Origin of the sequence: Candidatus Microthrix subdominans, assembly GCA_016719385.1 — a bacterium.
Classification (GTDB): Bacteria; Actinomycetota; Acidimicrobiia; order Acidimicrobiales; family Microtrichaceae; genus Microthrix; species Microthrix subdominans.
In genome coordinates this window covers 402,764-425,949 of record JADJZA010000006.1, presented here as the reverse complement: position 1 = coordinate 425,949, position 23,186 = coordinate 402,764, and the positions used below count along the sequence as shown (strand labels likewise).

The following is a 23,186-nucleotide window of genomic DNA, read 5'->3' as shown; positions in this document are numbered from 1 at the left end:
CCTCGCCGTTGTCCACTCCCGCTGAGGGGGACGTGCGCTCGGCGAGGGTGACGCTCGTGTCGTCAGCTTCGGCGTCACGCGTGGCGTCCTCGCTGGTGCGGTCGGCTTCCTCGCCTGATCCATCTCGATCGGTTGTCGGCTGCTTCGGCGTGGGTGTCGCTTCTTCGCTGTTGGTAGTGACCTTGTCGCCCTTGTCCGCAAGGCTCAGCGCGATCAACGTGCCGCTGACCGCAACCAGTGTCAGGCTGACGGCGATCAGCACCACATAAGGCCAACGCTTCTTGGGGCTGCCTGGGCCGGGCGATCGTTTGGCATCGTCATCTGCGTACCCACGCCCATCCCGATGGTGGAGGCGTCGGGCGGCTGCCAACCTCACTGGTTCGGCCCCACCCAACGGCTGTTCATTTGCTCAACGAGATTCCTCCTGCATGGACACCAACCGCCCCGGCTTCACGCCGGACCAGGAGTACAATGACACGCCGATCGCACCCGCCTCGCGGGCGGTCTGGACCGCTGCCGTCACCTCCTCAACATCAGAATCGCCCAGAAGCCCACCGGCTGAGTGAATCGGCGTGTCTGGTCCCACCAGCGATCGCAACGATGCCAGGGTCTCGGCCGTATAGGCGACCGGGTCGTCCGATTCCGGAAACTCATCGGCGTAGATCGTCCAGTAAGCCATCGGGACCATCAGGTCGGCCTCGGCGGCCACTTCGGCCCAAGGAAAATCGGGCCAGGTTTCGGGCTCGTAGCGAGAGAGCGCCTGCGGTGCGAACACGACCGCCCCGACCGGTACGTCGCTCGCCAGGTCCGCGGCGTTGCGCACCAGTTCGATGGCACGCTCGTTGCGCAAAGCTCGATCAGCCAGGTTCTTGCTCTCCAGGTCGATCCCGATGCCATCGACCCCGTAGTCGAGGGGCGCCAGCACCCGACGGAGGTCCGTCTCCGGATCGGTGTGGTTGGGGAGATACCAAGACACAACGTCCATGTCGTGCGCGTGTGAAGCGTCGACGAACTCGCGGAACCTTTCGGGATCGGCGACATCGACTGCCCTGCTGGTGCGAGCGGATTGGATGTACAGGGTGGTCATGCCCGCAGCGGCCATGTCGGCCACCTGATCAGGGGTGACCCCGGGCGAGCGTCGGTTGAGCTCGGCGACCACTCGTAACGTCGATCCACACCCCGACCCCTCAAAGCTTCCAGTGGCGCCGAGCCGACCGGAACGGCGGTCGTGGTGCGCGACACATCCTGTGGTGGCGAGGTAGCGGCCGTCACCTCGACCGTCGTCGATGCCGCCACCGAGCTAGATGTTGAAGTCGTGAGGCGCCCATCTTTAGGGGCTTCCAGCCTGCCGAGCGTCGTCCGACACGCCCCCGCATGCCCCTGTCAACCCGAGCGCAAAAGTGGCCGCGATTGCCATGGAGGATCGTCTCATGCTGACGGAAGCTTACCCTTCATAAGGGTCTCCTTTCGTATTGGCTACCACTGCGGACCTCCTAGGATGCGAACATGAACTGGTACGCTCACGACGACATGGACCAAGGTACGCCCGGGCAGAACGCCGTCCCTGGGGTGCGCAGGTCAGCCCGGAGCACGGCGACATTGGTACCGTCCCGGTCTCAGCGCTCGTGCCGATCATGTCGACGGCGTCCAACCGCCCGCTGCGGGGGCTGGCACGGCTCCTGATCGTGGCCGGCGCACTCTTCTCGCTGCTCTCGATCATCGGAAGCGTGGCCTGGGTTGCCACGATTGGGACGCCGTCGACTTTGCGGTGAGAGGACATCAGCGGGCCAACGGCGAAAAGGGCGACAAGATCTTTTTCGACCTCGACACGGAGGCGAGCAACACCGGGGGTTCTCGACCTTGCCGGAATCGGGGTCGGAGCGGTCGGCTTTGCGCTCGGGATCGTGATCGTCGTCATCGGCGGCGTGGCACGGCAACTAGACCTGACTTTGGCGCCGATCGGCACCAAAGGCGCCGCTGCGGCACCGATGGCCGCTGTCGCCCAATCCGGTTGATGGAGGGGCGCCTTCTGGCATGATCCCAGGCTGCATGAATGCCCGTTGGGCTCCCGGCAATCCTTGTCTCAAAAGTGCGTTCACCAACCCGGTGGTCGACACGGTGAGCGCCAAGCCTGGGGGCGTTCCCGAACCAATTCAGTCGCACTCTCCCAACAAGCTCACGAGCCAGCGTTCCTTGCAACTGGCGCCTATCACGGTACTCGTAGGCCTGTACATGGTGATCGAAACCAGCGGCATATGGGTGATCGGGTTGATTGGTGCCATCGCGATAGCTGGCCTGCTGATACTGCCCGGTACGAATACGTGGGTAGCGACCGAAACCAACCGGTTCTAGCCGCCTGGTTCACCCCACCGCCGCCTCACAAGGGCAGGCTATGCGCAGGATAGCCATGACTTCCTCGAGCGGGTCGAGCGCCTGGCCAGTCCGCCATGCGTCGAGGAATGGCTGGGGAGGAACATGGCCCCTCCGGTGCTCCCAGCCGGTGAGGCACACCGGTGACAACCCGAAGTGCAGGTGACATCCGGTACCTGCGGCATTGCCCGTCTCTCCGACCGTGCCGATTTGGTCGCCGGCGGCCAGCACGTCACCGACACCAACCGAGATCGACGCCATGTGGCTGCCGTAATAGCGCACCCCTCGACTGTCGACCAGCGCCACCATTAGACCGCTTTTGGTCCCGCCACCGGGGTTAGACGAGTCCCAGGTATCGACCGTTTCGACCTCCTCAACCGTTCCATCTGTCACCGCCAGCACCGGAGAGCCGCACTGGGCGAACATGTCGGCCGCCGGGTAGTCGTGATGGCCCTGGTCGTACCTGGCGTCCGGTGACTTCACCGGAAAGACAAACCTGCTCGGTTCCTGCACCTTGGCGGGGTCTGCGCCTGGGGGGGCCTGTCTCGCCGTCGGGCCGTCATCCGGTGCCGGCTCGGACGAGACGTCGGCCGCACCCGGCGGCGCTGTCGGCGGAGTCGTTGACGTCGTGCTCGGCCGATCAGTGCTTGGGACGGCTTGCCCGGTCGCCGTCTCGACGTTGCCGTCGCTGCCCGACAGCCCCAGCCACACCGCCCAATTCGAAGGGTCGAGCCTCAATCATCACGTGGTCCTGAACATGAACAGTGAGTTCCAACCTACTACCCGGGCAGCACCGAGACCGCTGGCGTTTCGCCGCTTGGCCCAGTACCCGACACCCTGCTCTGCTCCCGAACGGTCACGCTTGCCGTCGGCCAGTCGTTGCCTGATTGGCTGAGCACGACTTCGAGAGCACCCTCGCCGTCACCCCTCAGACGGACGACACCTTGGCGTCGCGTGCGACTCGTCCGATCGCCTCGGTGCTCCACCACCTCGGCTGCACCCAACACGGCTGCAACCAGCTGGCTCGAACCGACCATGATCACGCCGAGACCTTCACCTTCTCGAGGGCGGAGGCCGGGTCTCGACCGGAGCATGCTGGAGATTTCTGTCGCCACCTCGTCCGGGTTGACGCTGTGTTGGTCCAAGCTTGTGAGACCAGCCACAAAGTCGGCAGTCTGATGCGAGTCCCAACGGGAGGGGACCGCCCAGGTCACCCCAGCGGTCCGCCCCGCTCCTCCGCCAAGCTCCACCGACCAGCCAAACAGGTCGTCGATCGACTCGGACTCCCAACCCTCGGCGTGGTCCGGAGTGTACACCGCCATCACAGGCGGAGCCTCCAGATCGACGGTGTCGTCAGAGGGGTCCCAGGCCTGGCGGCGGTTGGAGCGCCATCGCAGGAGAAGGGCAACGCCCAAGGTGACCAGAGTGATCGCCAGGAAGCTCAGAACTATGACCGCCGGCAAGCGAGAACCGTCACCGTCCCTGGCAGCGTCGGTCGCCAACCCAGAGAGCGGTTGCTTCTCGGTCAGGCTATCCCCGACCGGGGAATCCTCGATGGCCGTGTTGTCATCGGTCCGGCCCTCAGGATCGACGGGAGCACCGCCGTCGTCGACGGTCGCCGGGGCTTCGGTGGCAGGAACCTGACCGTTGGTCGGCGGCGGAGCAGCGGTCGTCGCTGGCGCTGCGCTGCCAGGCACCCCGCCGCCGGGGTTGACTGCGCGTACCGCCGGCTTGACGTCCGGCGTCGGGGCGTAGTCAACCGGGCGCACGGAGGCCCCGGCAATCTCCCAGTCAAGCGGCCACGGATTGCCCTGACACCCTTCAAGGCCCTTGGTCTGCTGGGCCATCACCGCTTCAGGCTCGCCCGGGCGCGGGCACCGATTCTCCGGGTGAAACTGGCCGATCAGGTGCCCAACCTCGTGGTTGATGACGTACTACCGGTACGCGTCAGCACCCTTGTCCCAGTCATCGGTTGCGTTACGCCACCTGTTGGCGTTGATGGCGACCACATCGCCGTTCTGGCAGCTCACACGCCCTCCGGTGACGAGCGGCAGGCACAGCGCATCGACGTCGGCCGGTTCCGCAAGCACCACCCGGTACGAGCTGGAGGGATCCGATCGAAACGAAAAGCCCGCCTGCCCCCATCCCCGGGGATCGTTCAAAGTGGCCAAAGCCTGCTCAGCGAATGCGGCGTCACCGAGGTCGCCGATCTTCGATTCAAAACGCAGCGCCACGGTCTCGGGCGAAGGGCCCTGCCGCGGACTGGCCGTCGCTGTCCCAGTGAGCAATGCTCCCAGGGCCGTGACCAGCACCGCCACGATCCCAGACCGCAGAAGAACTCTCATGGCGTACCGGTGAACTCAGCCTCAGAGATCACGGTGTCGTCGTCGGCCCCAGGAGGACGTGTGGTCGAGAGGATCACCATCCGTACAAATGACGTCTGCTTGTCGACCTCTATCGTCTGCATCTCTCCCCGCTGCTCGAAGGTCTGCACCTCCGAAGAGCCATCCTCAAACTCCCACCGGACCGAATCGACAAACCGGTTGTAGGGAAATGCCGAGACAACGGCGCAGTTGGCATCGGCCCGCTCGGCGACCCGGATGTATCCAGGTGTGATACCCACCGTGGAAATCTGCTTGCTCCCACCGAAGTTGAACCGGGCCGTCTGACCCGACCCGTCGCTCTTGGATGCCCCCCAGCCGGTCTGCGGATCTCCATCGATCAGCTGGTCACCGTAATAGCCTAAGGGTTGGCGCGTGCAGCGAAGCGACGCAACCGATTCACGGGTGTTGGATACCGACACGTCGACCGGGACGACCGGGGACGTGCCACCGGACGCGCTGGTTCCCCCGCCAGGGGTCGTAGTGGCAGCGCCACCCGTGCCCTGTCCGGTTCCACCGGCTGCCGTCGTATTCGACTTGGGCGGGGTGACTTGGCCTCCGGCGTCCGCATCACGGTCGGCTTCATCCGGATCGTTGCCCTTGGACCTCTTCGCATCACGATCGTCGACCTGGGCCGATTCGTCCTCCTGCGCGGTGGCCAGCTCGGACCCGCCATCGCCGCCCTTGACGAGTACCCAGCCGAGAATGCCCAGCGCTATGACCAGGAAGACGGCGGCCCCGCCGATCAGCACGTTGAGCTTCTTGTCCGACGGGCTCTTGCCGTTCGGCGGCGGTTCCCCTGGTGTGGGTTGGGTGGTGAAAATCTCAGTCATGGTGCTCCTGAGTTCGATTGCATGATTCGTCGAGTGACAGATAGCTGTATCGCCACGGCCGACTACTGGTCACGGGGTTCCAGTAAACGCCGCTTCGGAGATCACGGTCTCGTCATCGGCACCGGGCGGTCGGGCGGTCGAGAGGATGGTGAGCTTCACCGATGACGTCGTGACGTCCACCGGCTTCGTCTGCATCTCTGGCCGCTGATCAAAGCTCTGCTCGACCGAGCTGCCGTCATCGAAGGTCCATCGAACCGCTTGTACAAATCGTTGGTAGGGAAACGCTACAACGGTTTGGCAGCCGGCCTTGCTGCGGGGTGCGACCCTGGTGTAACCGGGGGTCAGGCCCACCGTAGCGAGCTTGACCGGACCCGGGAACTGCATATCGGCGGTTGCCCCGGCGGCATCCCCCATCGACGCTCCCCAGCCGAAGTTCTCGTCACCATCGATCAACTGCTCTCCGGAGTAGGCCAACGGCTCGCCGGTGCAAACGATGGAGTCGACCGCCGGCCGCTGGAACGACACGTTGATTCGCTCCGGCGTGAGGGCCACGGGCGGCGCCTCAGCGTCGGGCGCCTCGGACAACGCCATGTTCGTGGCCGCAGCGTCTCCGCCCTCGGCCGAGTCATCATCGGGTTTGGTCGGGCCTTCCAGCGAGGCCTTCTGAGAACCGGAGATGTCGTTGCCCTGTTCGGCCGCCACCACCTCGTCCTCACCGCTAGACGAGACGAGCACCCAGCCCAATACGGCGACGGCAGCAAGTAGAAAGACCACCGAGAATCCAATCAGGATCGTCAGTTTCTTGTCGGTGGAGCCTTCCGGCCGAGGCGCGACGCTTGGAGGACCACCAGCGGGCGGTTGGGTGAAGATCTCAGTCATCGCTCTCCGATTGCATCGTCACGACAGGCCGCGATAGTTGAACGTGAACGATACTGCTCTGTTTACAAGCTAGGCGAATGGAGTTCTGCCAATCCGGTCCTCGGGCACTACCCCTCAGAGAAGACGAATGAGGGGGTTGCTATGGCTGTAGACCTCCTGGGTCTTGGCCATAATTGCGTCGAAGGTTCGGGGGGCCACCATCCAGCAGGCGCCGCAGCATCGCTGCTCCGTCCTACCGGACGGTCGCCCCTTGTCGGCCGGTTGGGTTGGGACGTCTGGGCATTGGCCAGGACGAACGCAGTGTCCATCCCATCAATGAGGACCACGTCAGCCACCACAGACTCCTGGCACATGCCGGAACCGCCCGGGGCGTCGACAACGCCGAGGCTGTCGCCTCACCAGGTCACGTTGGTACCTCGTGAGTCATCAGACCGGTCGGCCCCACTTGGCCGCCAGCCAATCGATGAGTACCGGCAACAATCCGGCGGCGAGAATCATTAAACCACCGGTGCCTACGTTCTCGCGCAACAGCCCCGCCAGGACCACGCCAACAGTCAGGATCAGCCCGACCGAACACCACCACAGCATCACGCCGGGCCGCTGCGGAAGCAGCAATGCGAGGCCAAGGGGGACTCCTCCAGTCATCGCCACCGCCACCAACCGGCTAGCCCAGGCAATCACAGGATCTTCCAAGGATGCACCCAGTCGCAGGAGGTCGATCGACGACGTCGCCGAGCCCACTCCCTGCCGCGTTAACGGTAACCCGACAGAAATCAACAACAGCAACGCTGCGACAAGCGTCGAGCCGGCGCGGGCCAGTTTCTGCACCTGCGGGTCACCCTCGGCGCCACTCACCCGATCATGAGTCTGATTTCGACGGCGACCGTAAGAGAATCGTAGTTCTCGAGTATCACCGACCCGTAGTTCGAACCGCTCCCGGACAGCGTGTACGAGCACGGGCAATAGGAATCCGAAATGTTATTGGAACTCTCTGTGAACCCGTCGATATAGAGACTTTGATCGACGTCAGCATTAGCGCTCCAAGACACTTCTGCACTCACCTGGCTGAACTGGCCGCCCAGATCGAAATCGGCCTCAACGATGCTGCCGCCGGACACCATGACCGTCCTGGTAAGACCACCGCCTTCGAAACCCTGCGGTAACTCGCTGACCCGAAAGCTGAAACTGGTTCCGGGTTGACCCCGAACCGCTATCAACGACTTGGTCTGGTGAGCCATGAAGAACTCTGCTGCTGCATCGTCCTTGCCGGAACTGCTGGCCAGATAGTCATTGGAAGAGCCATCGAGCTCGTACGACCCGAGTTCTTCGTCTCCATCGATCACCTCGATGGTTGCGTCCTTCGATGCGGCAAACTCGACCACGTAGGTCCGATCGCTTTCGGTGGGAACCGAGTACAGGGACACCGAGCCGTCGATCGAACCCTGCACCGCATCATCCACTTTGGCTTGGCCCATCTCGACCTTCGCCAACCGAACAGTAGCCGTGTCGAGCGAGTTGGCGATTCCTCCGAGCCCAAGAACGGTGGTGTCCTCGGCCGCTATGAAAAATTCTGCTTGCGCCATCGTCACGGTCGCGGTCCCCATCGTCGTAGAGGCGGGCATCGGAGAAGTAGGCGTCGTTGCCAGAGAACCCTTCTGGGTCAGAAATGCCGAACCACAACGGATCGACATCCTCGACGATCACCGAGTAGATCCCGCCCTGTTCGGTCGACACGGCCAAGCTGGCGAATCCGGCCGTATCGAAGACGACCTCTGCTTCGTCCTGACCTGCCGGCATCTCCACATCCGGCCCACCCAGTGGTTGGAGCGTGGCGGCCTGAACGTAATCCTGGTCGATCTTGCCCATCAGAGAAACACCCAGGTCAAGCGCGGTCGCCACCGGGTCGAGCTTCCAACCCCCGTCGACTTCCCGCACCAGCACCGAGGGCGCGTCGCCAAGCACCTCCACACCTAACTGGGCTATTGGGGCGTCATCGCCCCAGCCGTCAGAATCGCCGCTCCTACCCGTCAGAACATTGATGCACTCGCGGTCCTCCCCCGACGCCTGGCCACACAGCTCCCAGCCTTCGGACTCGACCTCATAGGCATCGCCATCCTCATCGACAACCGAGGCTTCACCGCTGTCGATCACCAGGCGTGTCGTCCCGTTGGGGCCCTTCTCTGTGTGGGTCTTTGCGCTGTCTAACTCCCAGCGGTTGCGATCAAACACTCCATAACGGCCATCGTCCGAGGAGAACTGCTCTTCAGAGAGTTGATTCGCTGCGTCGCTGAAAACGGACACGGCCTGGCCCTGATCGGAGGGTAGATGCGCAGCGATTTCCTCTGGGTCGCCCGACGCCACCGCGGCCGACAACTCCTCGAGCACCGCCGCCGGGGAGTCGGCACCCTCGGCGAAGAAGTCCACCTTTCCGTACTCATCGAAATCACCCGACGTGTAGGAGTCACCCTGCGATTCGACCAGCAGATCGGCGGTCGTCATCGACGGCGAAATGTACCAACCACGCCCCTTCTTCACGACGATTGCCGACAGCTCGGCGTCAATTTCATCCTCGTAGTCATCGACGCTGACCTTGCCCGAGTCCCGACGGTCGCGATCATCCTTATGCAAGAAGCGTTGGACCGGCTTCGGAGCGTCGCTGAGGTCGTAGCGAGCCGAAAGCTCTCCATCGGTCAGCACCACCCGGGCGACATTGGGTGCTAGTTCATCCACCTCGACTTCGAGATCCTCCACCGAGAGGCTGGTGCCTTCGACCGGTCCCGAGGCGCCGAGACCGGTGCGGTCCCGAACCCCCTCAAACTCGGTCATCAGCTCGACGAGCATTGGCAGTTCGTCGGGGTCGACCACCGTGGCCGCCAGCACCGGATCCTGGGCATTGACAGCTTCGGCCATTGTGGTCAGCACCTCTTCGGGTGAACCCGCCCCTCCGCCGCCGAAGAACTGGAATGCCGTCCACCCTCCCATGATGAGCACCAGCACCCCGGCGGCGACGCCACCAAGCAGCACCGGTGACTTCCATCCAGTTCGTTGGGACTCGATGGTTCCGACGCCGGCCAGCGGCTCCCCGAGCACTCCGAGATCGAGCGGCTCATAAGCCCCATCCGCCGGCGGGCTGGGCAGCGTGCCGCCCAGCGGAGCACTTCCACCCTGCAAGACTGGCGGCTCCGCGCCGTCCGAATCATCGCCTGCAGACCACCACTCAGACATGGATCACAGCCGCATCACCCAGAGACCACCAGCACGACGGCAATCGTCATCACGATGATGCCGAGCAAGAATGAGACGATGGCGAGAACTCGAAGCTTGGTGTCACCGGAAGAAGGAGCAGCCGCCGAAGCCGACATCTGCTTCAGGCCCGCCGACACGGATGGAGCCGGCGCAGGGGTTGGGCCGCCCGGTGCGACCGGAGCCGGCATGGACGACGCCATCGCCGGCGCCGCTTGGGCGGCCATCGCCGCCGACACCGACGTGTCCGGCCCATCGTCGGCACCCCACCACGAGCCGGCGGTGCTCCTGCTCGAACGGTCGACGATGTACTTCGTAGCGCCCGAGAAGGACTCCTCGCCCTCCTCGGCCATCGCCCGGACTGATGAGAACGAATCGGGCGCCACCCGACACGCGGCTCGCAGCGTGTCGACTAAGGCGGTCGTTTCGTCGTCCAACCCGCTCAGCCGGCTCCAGATCGTGCGATCGGCTTTATCGATTCCTACGAAATCCTCTTGGGCGAAGATCAGGTTTCGCCGGAATGAAACTCATCCCACAGCTTGGGCTCGGCGGCCAACGCTTTGAGCGACACGTAGATGACGAACCCGGGGAAAACATCAGCCCCGACGGTGACCGTGTCCGCTTCCAGCCGGCCCGGGTGCTGGTAGTTGGGATGACCCACCTCCATCATCGACTGCGGAAGCCCTTCAAGCCACACGCCGTCGTAGTCGATCAGCGCAAAGTCGCCTTCCGGACCGACCATAATGTTGCCGTGCTGAAGATCGCCGTGGACGATGCCGCTTCGGGCCAAATCATCGGTCACGTTGAGCCACGTTTCGGCCATGGCGACGATAGCGTCGGTGTCACGCTCCTCGGTGGCATCGTCGAGCGCCGACGACAGCGTCTTGCCCGGGACCCACGGCATCATCACCGCCGGGAATCGACCGGTGCCGTAGGCGATCGCCTCCTCGATCCACTCGGCGCCGACGAACAATGGGCTGGGCTGGTCGTCCAGGTGCTTGGAGAGCGCTCGGTAGCGATCGGCATTCTGGGTTGGCGTCGTAAACAGTCGAAGGGCGTGGCCATCACCTGCGATCGTCACGGGAAACACCGCCGCGGTTTGGCCCGATTTCACCACCGGGATGCCCATCATGTTCATCTTGAATTGGGCGCCCGCCAAGCGGTCGGACACCACGCATATCTCCGGGTCTTGGACAGCTGCGACGTAGTCGATCGCAGAAGGCCACGATTGTGAGGCCATCAGGCCGACTCCTCCATCTGGACGCGCACTAAGGTCGCGTCATCGTCTTCAAGGACCTTGGACTGACGCAGCTCGTCCACCATTGAGCGGAAGCGGCGCTGGCCGAGATGCTGTCCTGCCCGCCATATTGGCTGGTTAGCTTCCGCCAGCGCCAACATCGCCGAACCGACCGCATCGGTGGTGAGATACAGCACGTCGCCCGGTTCGACAATTCCCTCGCAGTAAACGCTGGCCTCGGCACCGTGAGATTCCTCGTAAGCCGAGCTGCCCAAAAGATCAGGTGTCGAGTTGAAGCCCTCGGGATCCCGGGTGGGCAGCGCCGTGATCAACTGATCGCCACGAGTGTGAAACAGGCAGGCATCGCCCACCTGAACACCTACGAAGCGAACTCCGTTGGCGCCCGACATGAGCGTCACTCCCACGAATGTGGCGAAGCTGCCACGGCGGCTGGCATCAGACGCGTACCACGACGTGTCCGAAACAGCTTCTGACGCGCTCTGGAACCCGTCGGCAACCTGCGCCACCCACTGATGGAAACCGGTGAGACCCGGCGCCAACTGAGGTGGTTGGGCGAGAAACTCCTCCACCAACCGGGCACTCCAATGCCCGGCCCGGTAGGAGCTGGAGGCTCCGTCGGCAACCGCCACCACCTGTAGGCTCTCATCGTAGGCGGCGGCATCCTCCCACTCGCTCTCCTTGGCAGCGGCCTTCGGCGCCCAGAACGCGCGGATGGTGGGCATTAGCGAATTGCCTGCGACGTAGCTGTGCCGATTTGCAGAAACCGCACCACGGCCGACATGTCAGCGTTGTAGACGAAGCCTTTTGCGCCGGAGTCGACGCTCATCCCCATGCCGGCAGCCAGGCTGGCCATGTACGGCGGCAGGTGGCTGGACATCTCGAAGAGCAACCGGGCGTAGTCGTTCTCCAACACTCCGGCGCCATCTGGGAAGAACAACGGGGTGGCGCTGAGCGCCGACACGTTGAGGTTGAACAACAAGACGTTGCCGTCACGGGTAGCCAACGATTGGATGCGGCGTGACCACACGCGCGGATCGCCATCGGTGGCGGCCCCGTCGGAGATGTTGATCACGATCGGAGGAAACGAGTCGGGGTGCTGTTGAACCCAGGAGGCAAGCATGCCGCCGGTTCGGTTAAGCGCCTCGCACATCGGGGTTCGCTGATCGGCGACCGAATCGACCCACACCGGGAACTTATGGCGCCGAGGAACGGTACCGATGTCGCCGGCTGAGCCGCCACTACCGGCAGACTCGCGCTCCTCAACGCGGACCGGGTTGTCGGCCACATCGACGATCGACACCATCTCGCGCCCGCTCAGCGCACCACCCAGCGCGCTTCCAACCCCAGGCCCATATCCGATGACGCTGATGTCGTAGTAGTGACGTGGGCCCTCGTTCTCGTCCTTGATGCAGCGCAGCACCAGCTCGTAGAGCAAGTTATTGAGCGCCTCGGCAACGGCATCGGCTTTGCTGCGAGTTTCCCCGGCGACTGGTTCGTTCATCGAGCCGGACTGATCGACAAGGAAGACCATGCAACCGGGGTTAGTGCGATCCAATCGGCGTTCGTAAGCCACGGGCCTCTCCTCTAGTTCGGTCGGGCGGTCGGCGCCCCGTCGGGTTGGTTCGCTTCTTCGCTCGCCACGTTGGTTCTGACGTGCGAGCGCACCAGCGTTGGCGGCTGCACTGGGCCGAGCGTCCACCAGTGCCACAATCGGCGCAGCGAGCTCGTGTGCGATCAGGGTTGGCACGCAAACGCTCAAACTGGCCGCAGTTGGGACACTGCGGCGGCTTGGTGTTGTCCTGCTGGCGCATCAGTGCATCAATGTCGAAGTTCTTCGCCGCCCGAAGCCGGGGACGATCCGCGCGTACGGTTGGGGTGTCGCCACCTAGTTCAAGATCCCCGGGCGTTGAATCGTCCGAGATCACTGCGGCGCAACGGCGTGGTGCCCGATCGGCTGCTGTGGCATTTGGGCCGGTCCAGACTGGTCCGGGGTGTGTGGTGTGGCGCCGTCGGCCAGCTTCATCCAATACAGGCCTGCCAACAGACCGAGCAGCGGAACGGTCATCAGCGCCGCATATACGGGGCGCTGACGAATCAGCATCACCAGCCCGACAAGGATGATCAGCCCGCCAACCCCGGCGACGAGGAACACCCGCGGGTCGGATGACTTCGTCGAAGTGAATGAGGTTTGCGCCTCCGTGTTGGTCATCCCGGGCTCGGACTCATGTCGGTGCTGCTGTCGCTGACGTCCTTCGGGCTACTTCCGCCTTCGTCGCCACCATCAAGGCCACCGTCTGTCGCACCAGTCGTGCCGCTTCTGTCCCGATCGGCACCACCGCTGCCGTCCGATCCACCAAACCGCTACTGCTCGACCTTCCATCGTTGCCGTCGTCAAGTTCCTTTTGAGTGCAGAGCCGAATCTGCCCCTGCTTCACCGGCCTTCCATCAATAACGAATCCATCGGAGACTTTCTCTCCGTTTCGTTCAACGTTTGCTTCTCGTACATCGCCAGGTGGTGTCAAACCATCAATGCAGAAAACGATCTCTGATGGATTCAGGTACCTGCTGGTACCGAGCATGAATCTGGGGGCTCTAACGGACCTCAGGCCGAAGATCGGCATCGCTGGGGGCAACCAACTCTGCCCGCCAGCGGCGAAAGCTCGGCTTGATACACCACGTTCCGCTTGGGCCGGCAATCCTTCTGGGTCGCTTCGCGTCTTTTAGGTCGAGCAGGCACTCGCGGGGTCCTCCAGCGCCGTCGAGTCTCGTCGGGAAAGACCTTCGTGGCCGTCGTTGGCGCCCTCGCTTGGCTCGTCGGGGTCCTTGGGCCCGACCGTCTCCCTCGTCGACTCAGGCTTATCTGAACTTGGAGTGGCGGCGCCGACACCGACCGCCCCGATGGTCAGAAGGGTGGTCGCACCCAGCGTGACAGCCAGTCGAACTGCCATCGAAGGCGACGGTGGGCTCATCGAAGACCTTCGTTCATGACTTCAGAAGGTACGAACCGAGGCGTCGATGAGTCAAGACGAACGTCACACGACGCGCGCCAGAGTTGACGGTCCCGTCCCACCTCGTTGCTCGTCGGTTGCGGCTTACGCCGACTCGCTTCGCTCGACGACGATCCGCGCCCGCGGCCGCGCCGGGGGTGTGACCGACAGCTCCACCTCGAGCGGCGATTCGGCAGTGTCCCTGAGGTGCAGGATGCCCTGGCGTCGCACCGGCTTGGCCAGCCCGGAGCGCAGCTCGACGAGCTCGGTGGCCCCCAGCACGGCGGCCACCACCTGATCATCGCCGAGCACGACCAGCCCCAAGCCCTCGTGTTCGGAGGGGGCCAGGTGCGGATGCCGGCGCAGAAAGTCGCCCAGCGCAGCGCCGACCCGCGACGCGTCGACGTCCGCCGGTGCGCCGTGCGGTCACGCTTCGCCATCGCCTGCAACACCGCCACCGATGGCGTGCTGGAACGATTCGACGTCGCCGGGTTCCCATCGTTGGGGGGCCAGCCAGAGCAGCGAACCCTCCCGTCGCGCCCGGCCGGACAGCCGGACGTGCCATCGCTCCGCCGGCCGCAGCGCGACCCCAGAGCCGCTCTCGCGCTGCTCGCCAGGACGGACTCCAAACGGCACGGAATCGAACCCACCCTCGACCTCCGCTAGTGGGGACTCGTCGAAGTTCCAATCGTCGGCGAGGGCGACCGCTGTCAGGTCGTCGCCGAAAACATCTGGGAACACGTCATCGTCAAGATCCACGGCGTCCGCATCGTCATCGTCGATCACCTCGGAGCGCTTCGCGCGACGACGTGACCAGACCACCGCCAATGCCACGCCGACGAGAACGAGCGCAGCGATGATGCCCAGCGCCAGCAACGGCGCCCCCGACGACGAGTCCTCCTTTGGGCCTGCCTGCTTTGAACGTGTCTCGGCCCGTCAGTCGCACCCGCATCGGCCTCGTCAGAGTCGGCCGTGTCGGGGGCCGGTCGTCGACGGCGGGTCGTCGTTGTCGGGGCCTCCGGCTCTGCTGCAGCGACGACACCGCCCCGGGTTGACCGAGGAACGTCGGGTTTCACGTCCGGCGTAGGCGCCAGCACGACGGGACGCTTCGCCGCCAGAAGAACTTCCCAGTTCAGCGGCCACGGGTTGGCCGTGCATCCCTCGAGGCCGTTCGCTTGAGGCGCCATCAACGCCTCGGGTTCGCCGGCACCGGACATCGATTGGACGGGTGAAACTGGCTGAGCAGATGGCCGACACCGTGGTTGACGAGGAATTGGCGGTACGTCTCCACGTCCGGCCAACCCTCAGGCGCCGTGCGCCAGCCGTCGGCATTGAGCACCACGACGGGACCGTTCTGGCAGCTCAGCGTTCGACCCGTCTCGATGGGGGCACACAGCTCATCGACGACGTCGGGTTCGGCCAGGACCAACCGGTTGGCGCTGTCGGGGTCGGCGTCGAACGTGAAGCCGGCCTGCGCCCAGCCGCGCGGGTCGGTCAACGTCGACATCGTGATCAACGACAACTCGTCGGTAGAGACGTCGTCCACCCGGGATTCGATGGCCAACGCCACCTTCTCCTGGGCCGGTTGATCCTGCGCACCGGCCGGCCCAGCGATGCCCAACCCGGCGCCCGACACATTGGAACCGTCCGCCCGGGCGCAGGGCACGATGCACGCCGTCGAGGACCGCCAGGTCGGGCTGCAACAGCTGGGGGTCGTCGGTGTCCAGGGCCGGGCCACCCAGCCCGAACGCCCCCTGGCACAGCGAGATCGCAACGTCGAAGACGCCATCGAAGTCGAGGGCGCGGGCGTCGGCCCGTTGAAAGGTGGCGCCGTCTGGTGCCTCGGCGGCAGCCAGCTGGATGAAGCGCTCCGAGATGTCCACGCCGGTGACGCGAACCCCCTGCCGGGCGAACTCGTGGCTGTGGCGCCCCGGGCCACAACCGACGTCGAGCAGCGTCATCCCCGGCTCCAGGCCGAGCAACCCGATGAGCGAGTCCACCTCTCGCACGGTGCCCTTGGTGAACGAATAGCGCAGGTAGGCGGCACCGAGGTGGTCGGCCAGCCCTTCAAACCAGTGCCCGCCGCTTGGGTCGTCGGCGGGAAGACAGGCCTGTGGGTTGACCGACATCACCGTCCACAGTAGCGAGGACCAGCGGCCTCCGGCCAGACGCCCCCGCCAACCGGGGTGGCCTGGGCTGCTGGCATGCAGACGTCGAGCCGGGGTAACGCCAGACTCAACGAATACCACCCGGCATTCGAGGAGTACTGCGAGGCGATCTTCGAGCTGCGCGAGGACGATGTGGCCGTCATCCAGGCCCGCATCGCGGAGCGCCTCGACGTCCCCGGCCGGCGGTGTCCGAGATGGTGCCCCAAGATGGCCGACGAGGGCCTGCTGACCGTCAACCGGGGCAAGATCGCCCTGAGTGTGGAGGGGATGAAGCTGGCCGAACCAGGTCGTTCGCCGCCACCGCTTGGCCGAACGGTTTCTCACCGATGTGCTCGGCCTGTCCTGGGCCCTCGCCCACCAGGAGGCCGGCAAGTGGGAGCACGTCATCTCGACCCCCGGTCGAGGACGCTATGGCAAAGCTGCTCGGCGATCCGACGACCTGCCCCGCAACCCGATCCCAGGTAGCGACTACCTGCCGCCCCCCGACCTGGTCGCCCTGTCGGAGCTGGCGGTCGGCGACGGCTTCACGATCACCCGCATCCCCGAGGAGCTGGAGTTTGCCAAGGGCATGCTCGAGAGTTTTCTCGAAAGCCACGAGCTGCTGCCCGGAGCGGTCGGCACGCTGGTGGCGCTCTCCTCGACGGGTCGGCCACCGTTTCGATCGACGACGACACGGTGGGCATCGGATCACGTTCGCCTCCGAGCGCATCATGGTGAAGGCCGCCTGAGCGGGGGGAGCGGGGGGGCGGGGGGGGGTTACCCGGGGGGGTGGGAGAAAACCGAAGGACCCGGGACCGGGCCAGGGCTTGAGCGGGTTCGAACTCCACGCGAAGGGGGGGAAACGCGGGGGGGCAGGTGGGCAGGGCAGGCCTCAGGTCGCCGAAGCGCGGGAGCGTCGACCGGCTCGAGGCGGACGACACCACGCCAGGCCGGCGGATAAGCGCCGGCGAAGTAGTCCCCGCAACGGCCCCGAGGGCGACGGCAGCCAAGGGGAGCCACGGAGTCGCGCTGAGCGTCCAACCACCACGGTTAATGCCGCCGCGGCGACGGTCACCACCACGCCCCTGGCCGATCCGACCATGCGGAAAATGGGGTGCCCAGGGGGGGGGGGGGGGGGGGGGGGCGGGGCAGGGCGCTTTCGGCGAAAAGGGGACAACAGGCGACGATGTGGCGACGGCGAAGGCCCGCGCCGGGAAAAAAAAAAACGGCGCGAACCGATCTCCCACCTGCTCGAAGAGTACGGACACTAGCGTCAGGCGTGGGCAATGCCCAATTGCCTGACGAGCGGGCAACTCCACCGAGCATGAGAACAGCCCGGAGACGTCCTGGGCCACGCCCCGCCGGACGTCGGAGGGCTCCCCGCCGGCGGTGGCGGTGATCAGGTCCGGGTCGTTGGGGGGACAGCGCCAACGGCACCTGATCGGCCACCTCTGCCCCGCTGCGCCGACGTCGGTCTCGACGACTAGCCCCCACGGGGCGTTTAGCCCCAGCCGGCTGCGCGCCGTACCGTCGGACACGACGACTGATGCCGGAGCAGCTCGCTTCGACGCTCGGCCGTCGAGATGATGCCGATCACCGCACAGGAGTCGTCGCCGATCATGATGGTCGGCGACGAGCTCCGACCGGAGGTGATGCCCAGCTGGTCGGCGGCAGCGGCCCCCAATACCACCACCTGGTCGCGCACGCCGGTCGTGCCTCGGCATCGGAAGAATCGCCCCGAGCCCAGCCGCCCCCGTATTCGCCCGCAGCGGGTCGGGCGAGTTGCGATGGCCGTAGGGGCCACGACCGGCGGGGGCGCTAGGATCGACCACCTGCAGCTGCGGTGACGGTCTGACCCCTGGACCAACACCACGTCGCTCAGGCGTGGCGGCCGCGTCCACCCTGCCAGCCGGCTCAACACGCCGGGGGCATCCCGGCCCATCGGTGCCGACCACCACCGCTTGGGCCGTCCGGACCGCCGGGCACGGTGGCGGCGCTGGACATCGACGGTCGAGGCGGCCAGCTCGCGAAGCGATCGACGATCTGTTGGCCTCGATGCGGCTGGGCCCGGCGGTCGCCACCAGCGTGACGATGCCGAGCACGGTACCCAACGCAGTAAGCACCGCCCGCCTGGAACGGGCAAAGGCCGAGCTGAGCGCCTCGTCGACCAGGTCGCAGGGCCAGCCCCGGCCGGGCGGGCGGCGCGCCGGGCGTGGCACCTGGCTCGGCCGGTCGACGGGAGCGTCCGTCGCTACGCCCGCCGACGGCTCCGTCGCCGTGTCGCCTCCTGAGCCCGGTCATCCCGCCATCGGCTGCCGGCACCCTCAGCGCTCCGTCCGCATGACGGCGACCGTGTCGTGTGACGGGCCACGTCGGCCTCGTGGGTCACGACCAGCAGCGTCTGCCCGTCGGCGTGCAACTCCTCCAACAGGTCCATCACCTCGGCGGTGGTGGACGAATCGAGGCTTTTGCCGGTGGGTTCGTCGCACAACAACAACTCCGGGGCGTCCAGCGTATCGGGCGCGAGATCGCCACCCCGCTGACGTTCCCCGCCCGACTGCCTGGTGACCGAGGAGTCCCAGTCCGGCACCTTGGCCCACCCGGACGAGCGCCCTCACGGACCCGAGCCCGCCGGTCCCGTCGGGGCCCTGACGGTACAGGTCGGCGACCATGACATTTTCGGTGGCGGTGCCGGTGCTCAGCAGGTGAAAGGACGGAACACACGAAGCCCAGCCGATGGGCGCAGGGGGCGCGACGGGCGTCGGCTCAGCGAAGCGGACATCCACCCTGGGTCAAAGCGGTACGAGCCCTGTGCGGAGCCGGTCCAGGCGGCCGAATCGGGTTCAACAGCGTGGACTTCCCGAACCGGGACGCGCCGGTCGACCACCTCACTTACCGCTCGATACGCAACGACACGTCGGCCACCGCGTGGATCCGCTCCTCGCCGCCCATCGTGGCCCACACCCCGGCCAGCTCGACCAGCGCCGGGCTTGCGCTCTCAGCCACGGCCGCGGTGGCGTCGTCCGGGTGGACGTCGACGTCCCATCGGCCCTCGCCGACCACCACCTCGTCGCCCGCCTCGAGCGCCCCCTTCCCGGTCGGCGTCACCTCAACCAGCCACGCCGGCAGGTGAGGCCGGGCTTCCCGAGCCCGGGAGCCACCCTCGACGATGGTGGACGATGCTACGTCGCCGCCCTTGATGCCGCCTCGACCACCTCCACCCGGGCGCGCCGTCGCCGCCGAGCGACAGCGCAGCCGCCGGCACGACGAGCACCTTGCCATCGGTTCTGCCACCTGGAGCGTATCGGTGACATCGGCGTCTAAACGTTCGCCGGTGGATCGTTGGGGGGCGAGCGTCACGTCATAGTCAGCTCGGGCTATAGCAACTTCACCGGTGCCCGCATGGAGGCCACCGCCACCACGGTGTCCTCGAAGGTCCCGCCCGAGTCGGTGAGCTGGACGCCTGGCCCGCTGTTTGGGCTACCAGCTTGCGGTCCACCCTCGGCCACCGGATGACCGGATCTGGGGGCTCAGACCCCAACGTCATCACCGCCCCGGCCCTGCTTGAGGCTCTCGCTGCACGGCGGCCTTGGCCACCCGGGCCGGAAGGCTTAGTAGCAACCACTACCTCTCGTCGTGGCGGAAAGCCGGGAAAACGCCCCACCAACCCCTGGAGGTGGCCGCATCCAGCGCCTGTTCCGGCCTAGCTGAGGGAGGCGGCGTCGCCCCCTGGGGGCCGCCGCCTCGTCTCGGCATTCAACCGGCCGTAACCTCCTCGGTCACTTCCGGCGGTGCCCCGAAATCAGGTGCGGAATTTCCGGTCGGTGTACAGGGGCGGTCGAGGGCGGCGGAGGTGCGTCGGCGTCCCAGGTGTCGTCAGCCGCCTTGTGAAGCCTCCCAGCCGTCCCAATGCCTCCTCGGTCAGCCGCACGTCGTCGCCGAGGTGCCTTTTTCGGCCGAGGTCGCGCAGTACGAGCGGCAGGTCACCGATGAGGGCGATCACCGGGCGGTTGCCCACCTCCAGGATCACGTCGCCCTCCTTGGTTGACGGTATCGCCGACGGCGGGGGGCCGAGACCTTCACGTCGTCGGCGGGACCGTCTCGAAGCCGCCAGCGTCACCTCGGTGGAATCGACCGCACCAAGCGTGCCCCGGATCCATGGATCGGCCGAGAGCACTTACCTGCGTTTCCTGGCACGGTGGTCGGGCCGACGCTGGCGGAGCGGCATCGAGGGCAGCGTCGGCCTGGGGACTCGATACGGCGGCCGACCAACACGCTTCGATGAGCACGGCCACCACCGGCAGCACGACCGCGCCGATGGCGATCGAGCGCGCAGTGTTACCGGCTCCAGCCCAACCCGGACAGCTTAGCCAACTCATCGAGCAGGTCGCCGTTGCGGTGGCGACGGGGCAGTTGTCGGCGGTGACTTTCGCACCTCCAGTAAACAGGCCGGAAGACTCCGCCGCCGGTGCGGTCGTGTGCGGCCATCGCCAGCTCGCAAGGTCGGACTGCAGTTGCTTGAGCTGGGCCAGGTCGACGTCGGCCGGGTCGAAGGCCCGCTCGTTGGATGCGGCGTTCCTGGCTCCGGCCTCCGTCGTCATCGCCGGCGACCACTTCCGGAGTCGCCCCGGCTCCCGGGTCGGTTCCTCCGTCGGTGGGCTTGTCCTGCTGGGACTCGTCGCCGCTCTGCCCGCTCCGGCGTCAGCGGGCACGCTGGTGACGCCGCCCAGGTCGGGCTTGGGCGATTCGGTGCTGGCGAACAACACTTCATCGAGCCGTTCGGACAGCTGCGCCTCGGGTCGTTCACCGTCGTCACCCTGGGAGATGGCCGGACCCGGGCCCATGCGACTCGGGCCCACCCCCCTGAGCTTCTCGAGCTTCGGCGACGACTTCACCAGGTCGGCGGTCGAGTTGATGCCCAGATCGGTCGACGCCTGGTTGAGCTTGGTCGACAGTTGCTCGCCGGACGAGATCCTTGGAGTTGTCCGCATTCATGCCGGCCAGCGTGCAGGAGCCAACCAGCTGTTCCAGCCCGGGGTCATCGACACCCTGGGCGCCACCATCGGGGTTGGCGTCGGCGTCGAGGTCGGACTGCGAACCGGCGTTGGGGTCCTCTGAGCCGGCCGAGTCCGCAGCGCCTCCGGCCGCCGCAGCGTCACCGGGGATCGTTGGCTCGGCGCCCTCGGCAGCGAGCTGGCCCATCTGGCCCGCCAGGTCGGGACCGAACAGGTCGGTGTAGTAGCGGGACTGCTCCTCGGGCGACAGCGAATCGATGAAGTCCTGGTTGGGGTCGTCGCCGCCGGAGAACACGCCGGTGGGGGGCGCCATCGGCGTAGCCGCCGTCGTCGGCATAGATCGTGGAGATGCCGAACCCCCAGCGGGTACGGAACTCCTCGTCGAACAGGTCGGCATACTCGTCCACAGCGCCGAGCTCATCCTCGATGCCGCCTGGGATCTTGACCGGCGTGTATTCCCAGCCGCGGTCGGCCATGCACTGGGCCACTTGCTTCTGCTGTTCGCTCACCAGCTTGGAGGCATCGCCCAGGTTGAGCGCCTCCGCCAGGGGAGAGGAGTAGGTCAGCTCGCCGTCCGGGGTGGACGGGTCGCCGACGGTGGCATCATCGTCGCCTCCCGAGCATCCCCCGAGCAGCAGAGCGACGCTGGCCACCGCAGCGGCGATCACCGACGTTGTGGTTCTTTCACGGGTGCCTCGTCGCCATCGCGCCTGTCCGACTACCGGGCCATCGGATCAAGGTTAGTTCACTTTGGGCTGGTTCCGATCAACGCAGGCCACCGTGGCCACGCTGGTCGCAGTCCTTGCACCCAATTGAGGGAACAGCGGGTGTCGGCCTGCGCCTAGCCCGCTTCCGCCTTGGCGTCCGCCTCGAAAGCGTCGAGGTTGGCGTACTCCTCGGAGGTGTCCACCAGTCCTCGAACTCGATCACGCCCAGCTCCTCGAAGCGCCGGCGCAGCCAGCCACCCGACGCGTCGAGCAGGCCCAGCTTCTTGGTGTTGGGCACGATCTTGGAGAACAGCAGCTGCTGAAACATCGTCTGTGCCGGCGGCGGGTGCTCGGCTATCAACTTGAGCACCTTGCGGGGATCGACACCCATGCGCTCCCACACGTCCACCATGAAGAATCGGTTGCGCAGCCGCTCGGCCGACTCGAAGGTGAACTCTTGGCGCTCACGCAGCTCGGCGTCGGACAGCCCCTCGTAGTACTCGCGCAGGGTGAGCACGCCGAAGGCAACGTGGCGCGCCTCGTCGGACATCACGTAGCGCAACAGTCGCTTGAGCAGCGGCTCCGACGTCGTGTGGTGCATCGCACCGAACGCCGCCAACGCCAGGCCCTCGACCATGATCTGCATGCCCAGGTAAGTGAGATCCCAGCGGGAGTCCGACAGGGTGTCGGTGATCAGGGCCCCCAGGTTGGGATTCATCGGATAGTCGCCGCCGAGCTTCTCGTGCAGGTAGCGGGCAAAACTTCAACATGGCGAGCTTCGTCGACCGTCTGGGTGGCCGCGTAGTACTTGGCGTCGATCCACGGCGTGGTGGCAGTGACATACCCGGCCACCATCAGCGCGCCCTGCTCACCGTGGAGAAATTGGCTGAGCTGGAAGCGCTGCATCTCGACCCCGACCTGGGTCCACTCGTTCAGGCCGAAGTTCTTGAAGGGCGAACCGAGACACCCTGGAGCATCTTGAAGCGCTCCATCGAGAACTTCATCAGGTTCTCGGCCACATGTTCTGGGTCGACAGCGATGCTCCAGTCCAGGTCGGTGGCGCCGTTCCACTGCGAGGTCTTGGCCTTTTTCGTACAACTTGGACAGCGCCGGGCGGGTCCGCTCGTAGTCCCCAGGTGAACAGGGCATCGGCGTTCAGCTCGACGGCACGGCCGACATCGTCGGCCCAGCCGTCGTCGTCGTAGGCGGACATGATGTGGTCCACGTCGTCAACGTCGCTCATCGGTCGCGCCGCAACCTTGTCGGGCGATGCTCCGGGCGTCACGGTTGCAGTCATGTGATCTCTCTCCCCCGAGGTGATCGTACGTGTGCATCTCGGCCGGCGCGTCCGAGCGGACGGTCACCG

The 23,186-nt window shown here is 65.8% G+C and carries 28 protein-coding genes and 2 pseudogenes; 2 read left to right on the top strand and 28 right to left on the bottom strand.

Features of this window, described 5'->3' with window-relative positions:
• Positions 1–409 precede the first annotated feature (409 nt).
• Complete coding sequence (locus IPN02_10105; protein ID MBK9297167.1) at positions 410–1,159, bottom strand: hypothetical protein; 750 nt, start codon at positions 1,157–1,159, stop codon at positions 410–412.
• A gap of 890 nt (positions 1,160–2,049) precedes the next feature.
• Between IPN02_10105 and IPN02_10100 the strand changes: the two genes are divergently transcribed.
• Positions 2,050–2,352, top strand: a complete 303-nt coding sequence (locus IPN02_10100) for a hypothetical protein (GenBank protein ID MBK9297166.1) — start codon at positions 2,050–2,052, stop codon at positions 2,350–2,352.
• A gap of 9 nt (positions 2,353–2,361) precedes the next feature.
• Here IPN02_10100 and IPN02_10095 read toward each other — a convergent pair whose 3' ends face one another.
• From IPN02_10095 to IPN02_10010, 18 genes and pseudogenes are all read right to left on the bottom strand, one after another.
• Complete coding sequence (locus tag IPN02_10095; protein MBK9297165.1) at positions 2,362–2,853, bottom strand: M23 family metallopeptidase; 492 nt, start codon at positions 2,851–2,853, stop codon at positions 2,362–2,364.
• A gap of 296 nt (positions 2,854–3,149) precedes the next feature.
• Complete coding sequence (locus IPN02_10090; protein MBK9297164.1) at positions 3,150–4,217, bottom strand: hypothetical protein; 1,068 nt, start codon at positions 4,215–4,217, stop codon at positions 3,150–3,152.
• An 87-nt stretch (positions 4,218–4,304) separates the two neighbouring features.
• Positions 4,305–4,688 (bottom strand): DUF3152 domain-containing protein, encoded by a 384-nt coding sequence (locus IPN02_10085; GenBank protein MBK9297163.1) that lies wholly within the window; start codon positions 4,686–4,688, stop codon positions 4,305–4,307.
• 23 nt (positions 4,689–4,711) lie between these two features.
• Positions 4,712–5,584, bottom strand: a complete 873-nt coding sequence (locus tag IPN02_10080) for a hypothetical protein (GenBank protein ID MBK9297162.1) — start codon at positions 5,582–5,584, stop codon at positions 4,712–4,714.
• 69 nt (positions 5,585–5,653) lie between these two features.
• On the bottom strand, positions 5,654–6,358 hold the full coding sequence (locus tag IPN02_10075) for a hypothetical protein (protein ID MBK9297161.1): 705 nt from the start codon (positions 6,356–6,358) through the stop codon (positions 5,654–5,656).
• 531 nt (positions 6,359–6,889) lie between these two features.
• Complete coding sequence (locus tag IPN02_10070) at positions 6,890–7,318, bottom strand: hypothetical protein (protein MBK9297160.1); 429 nt, start codon at positions 7,316–7,318, stop codon at positions 6,890–6,892.
• Entirely contained in the window at positions 7,315–7,953 is a 639-nt protein-coding gene (locus tag IPN02_10065) for a hypothetical protein (GenBank protein ID MBK9297159.1), read from the bottom strand. The genes IPN02_10070 and IPN02_10065 overlap by 4 nt, the downstream gene beginning before the upstream one ends.
• A complete protein-coding gene (locus tag IPN02_10060) occupies positions 7,916–9,304 on the bottom strand; it encodes a hypothetical protein (GenBank protein ID MBK9297158.1) in 1,389 nt (462 codons plus the stop codon). Before IPN02_10060 ends, IPN02_10065 begins: the two co-directional genes overlap by 38 nt.
• Before the next feature lie 398 nt (positions 9,305–9,702).
• Entirely contained in the window at positions 9,703–10,143 is a 441-nt protein-coding gene (locus IPN02_10055; protein ID MBK9297157.1) for a hypothetical protein, read from the bottom strand.
• A gap of 68 nt (positions 10,144–10,211) precedes the next feature.
• Positions 10,212–10,946, bottom strand: a complete 735-nt coding sequence (locus IPN02_10050; GenBank protein MBK9297156.1) for a hypothetical protein — start codon at positions 10,944–10,946, stop codon at positions 10,212–10,214.
• On the bottom strand, positions 10,946–11,686 hold the full coding sequence (locus IPN02_10045; GenBank protein ID MBK9297155.1) for a hypothetical protein: 741 nt from the start codon (positions 11,684–11,686) through the stop codon (positions 10,946–10,948). Before IPN02_10045 ends, IPN02_10050 begins: the two co-directional genes overlap by 1 nt.
• The gene (locus tag IPN02_10040) at positions 11,686–12,495 is read right to left on the bottom strand and encodes a VWA domain-containing protein (GenBank protein ID MBK9297154.1); all 810 of its coding nucleotides are present in this window, start codon (positions 12,493–12,495) and stop codon (positions 11,686–11,688) included. The genes IPN02_10045 and IPN02_10040 overlap by 1 nt, the downstream gene beginning before the upstream one ends.
• A 390-nt stretch (positions 12,496–12,885) precedes the next feature.
• A complete protein-coding gene (locus IPN02_10035) occupies positions 12,886–13,173 on the bottom strand; it encodes a hypothetical protein (GenBank protein ID MBK9297153.1) in 288 nt (95 codons plus the stop codon).
• Between the two features lie 511 nt (positions 13,174–13,684).
• The gene (locus IPN02_10030) at positions 13,685–13,912 is read right to left on the bottom strand and encodes a hypothetical protein (GenBank protein ID MBK9297152.1); all 228 of its coding nucleotides are present in this window, start codon (positions 13,910–13,912) and stop codon (positions 13,685–13,687) included.
• A gap of 144 nt (positions 13,913–14,056) precedes the next feature.
• On the bottom strand, positions 14,057–14,263 hold the full coding sequence (locus IPN02_10025) for a hypothetical protein (protein ID MBK9297151.1): 207 nt from the start codon (positions 14,261–14,263) through the stop codon (positions 14,057–14,059).
• Positions 14,264–14,377: 114 nt separating this feature from the next.
• On the bottom strand, positions 14,378–14,827 hold the full coding sequence (locus IPN02_10020) for a hypothetical protein (protein ID MBK9297150.1): 450 nt from the start codon (positions 14,825–14,827) through the stop codon (positions 14,378–14,380).
• A gap of 310 nt (positions 14,828–15,137) precedes the next feature.
• Positions 15,138–15,497, bottom strand: coding sequence for a DUF3152 domain-containing protein (locus tag IPN02_10015; GenBank protein ID MBK9297149.1), 360 nt, complete (start codon positions 15,495–15,497; stop codon positions 15,138–15,140).
• A gap of 94 nt (positions 15,498–15,591) precedes the next feature.
• Positions 15,592–16,080: pseudogene (locus IPN02_10010) on the bottom strand (class I SAM-dependent methyltransferase).
• 75 nt (positions 16,081–16,155) lie between these two features.
• Between IPN02_10010 and IPN02_10005 the strand changes: the two are divergent.
• Positions 16,156–16,847 (top strand): annotated as a pseudogene (locus tag IPN02_10005) (metal-dependent transcriptional regulator).
• 752 nt (positions 16,848–17,599) lie between these two features.
• On the opposite strand, the gene IPN02_10000 reads toward IPN02_10005, so the two are convergent.
• The 9 genes from IPN02_10000 to IPN02_09960 all read right to left on the bottom strand — a co-directional run bounded on the left by IPN02_10000 (position 17,600) and on the right by IPN02_09960 (position 23,117).
• A complete protein-coding gene (locus IPN02_10000; GenBank protein MBK9297148.1) occupies positions 17,600–17,803 on the bottom strand; it encodes a hypothetical protein in 204 nt (67 codons plus the stop codon).
• A gap of 546 nt (positions 17,804–18,349) precedes the next feature.
• Positions 18,350–18,688 (bottom strand): hypothetical protein, encoded by a 339-nt coding sequence (locus tag IPN02_09995; protein ID MBK9297147.1) that lies wholly within the window; start codon positions 18,686–18,688, stop codon positions 18,350–18,352.
• 302 nt (positions 18,689–18,990) lie between these two features.
• Complete coding sequence (locus tag IPN02_09990) at positions 18,991–19,206, bottom strand: hypothetical protein (protein MBK9297146.1); 216 nt, start codon at positions 19,204–19,206, stop codon at positions 18,991–18,993.
• A 694-nt stretch (positions 19,207–19,900) separates the two neighbouring features.
• Positions 19,901–20,128: a hypothetical protein gene (locus IPN02_09985; protein MBK9297145.1), complete on the bottom strand. Its 228-nt coding sequence runs from the start codon at positions 20,126–20,128 to the stop codon at positions 19,901–19,903.
• Positions 20,129–20,177: 49 nt separating this feature from the next.
• Positions 20,178–21,089: a hypothetical protein gene (locus IPN02_09980; GenBank protein ID MBK9297144.1), complete on the bottom strand. Its 912-nt coding sequence runs from the start codon at positions 21,087–21,089 to the stop codon at positions 20,178–20,180.
• A gap of 164 nt (positions 21,090–21,253) precedes the next feature.
• A complete protein-coding gene (locus IPN02_09975; protein MBK9297143.1) occupies positions 21,254–21,781 on the bottom strand; it encodes a hypothetical protein in 528 nt (175 codons plus the stop codon).
• A gap of 97 nt (positions 21,782–21,878) precedes the next feature.
• A complete protein-coding gene (locus IPN02_09970; GenBank protein ID MBK9297142.1) occupies positions 21,879–22,538 on the bottom strand; it encodes a ferritin-like domain-containing protein in 660 nt (219 codons plus the stop codon).
• Positions 22,535–22,726 carry a hypothetical protein gene (locus IPN02_09965; protein ID MBK9297141.1) on the bottom strand — a complete coding sequence of 64 codons (192 nt, stop codon included), beginning with the start codon at positions 22,724–22,726 and terminating at the stop codon, positions 22,535–22,537. The genes IPN02_09970 and IPN02_09965 overlap by 4 nt, the downstream gene beginning before the upstream one ends.
• Before the next feature lie 97 nt (positions 22,727–22,823).
• Entirely contained in the window at positions 22,824–23,117 is a 294-nt protein-coding gene (locus IPN02_09960; protein ID MBK9297140.1) for a hypothetical protein, read from the bottom strand.
• Between the last annotated feature and the right edge of the window lie 69 nt (positions 23,118–23,186).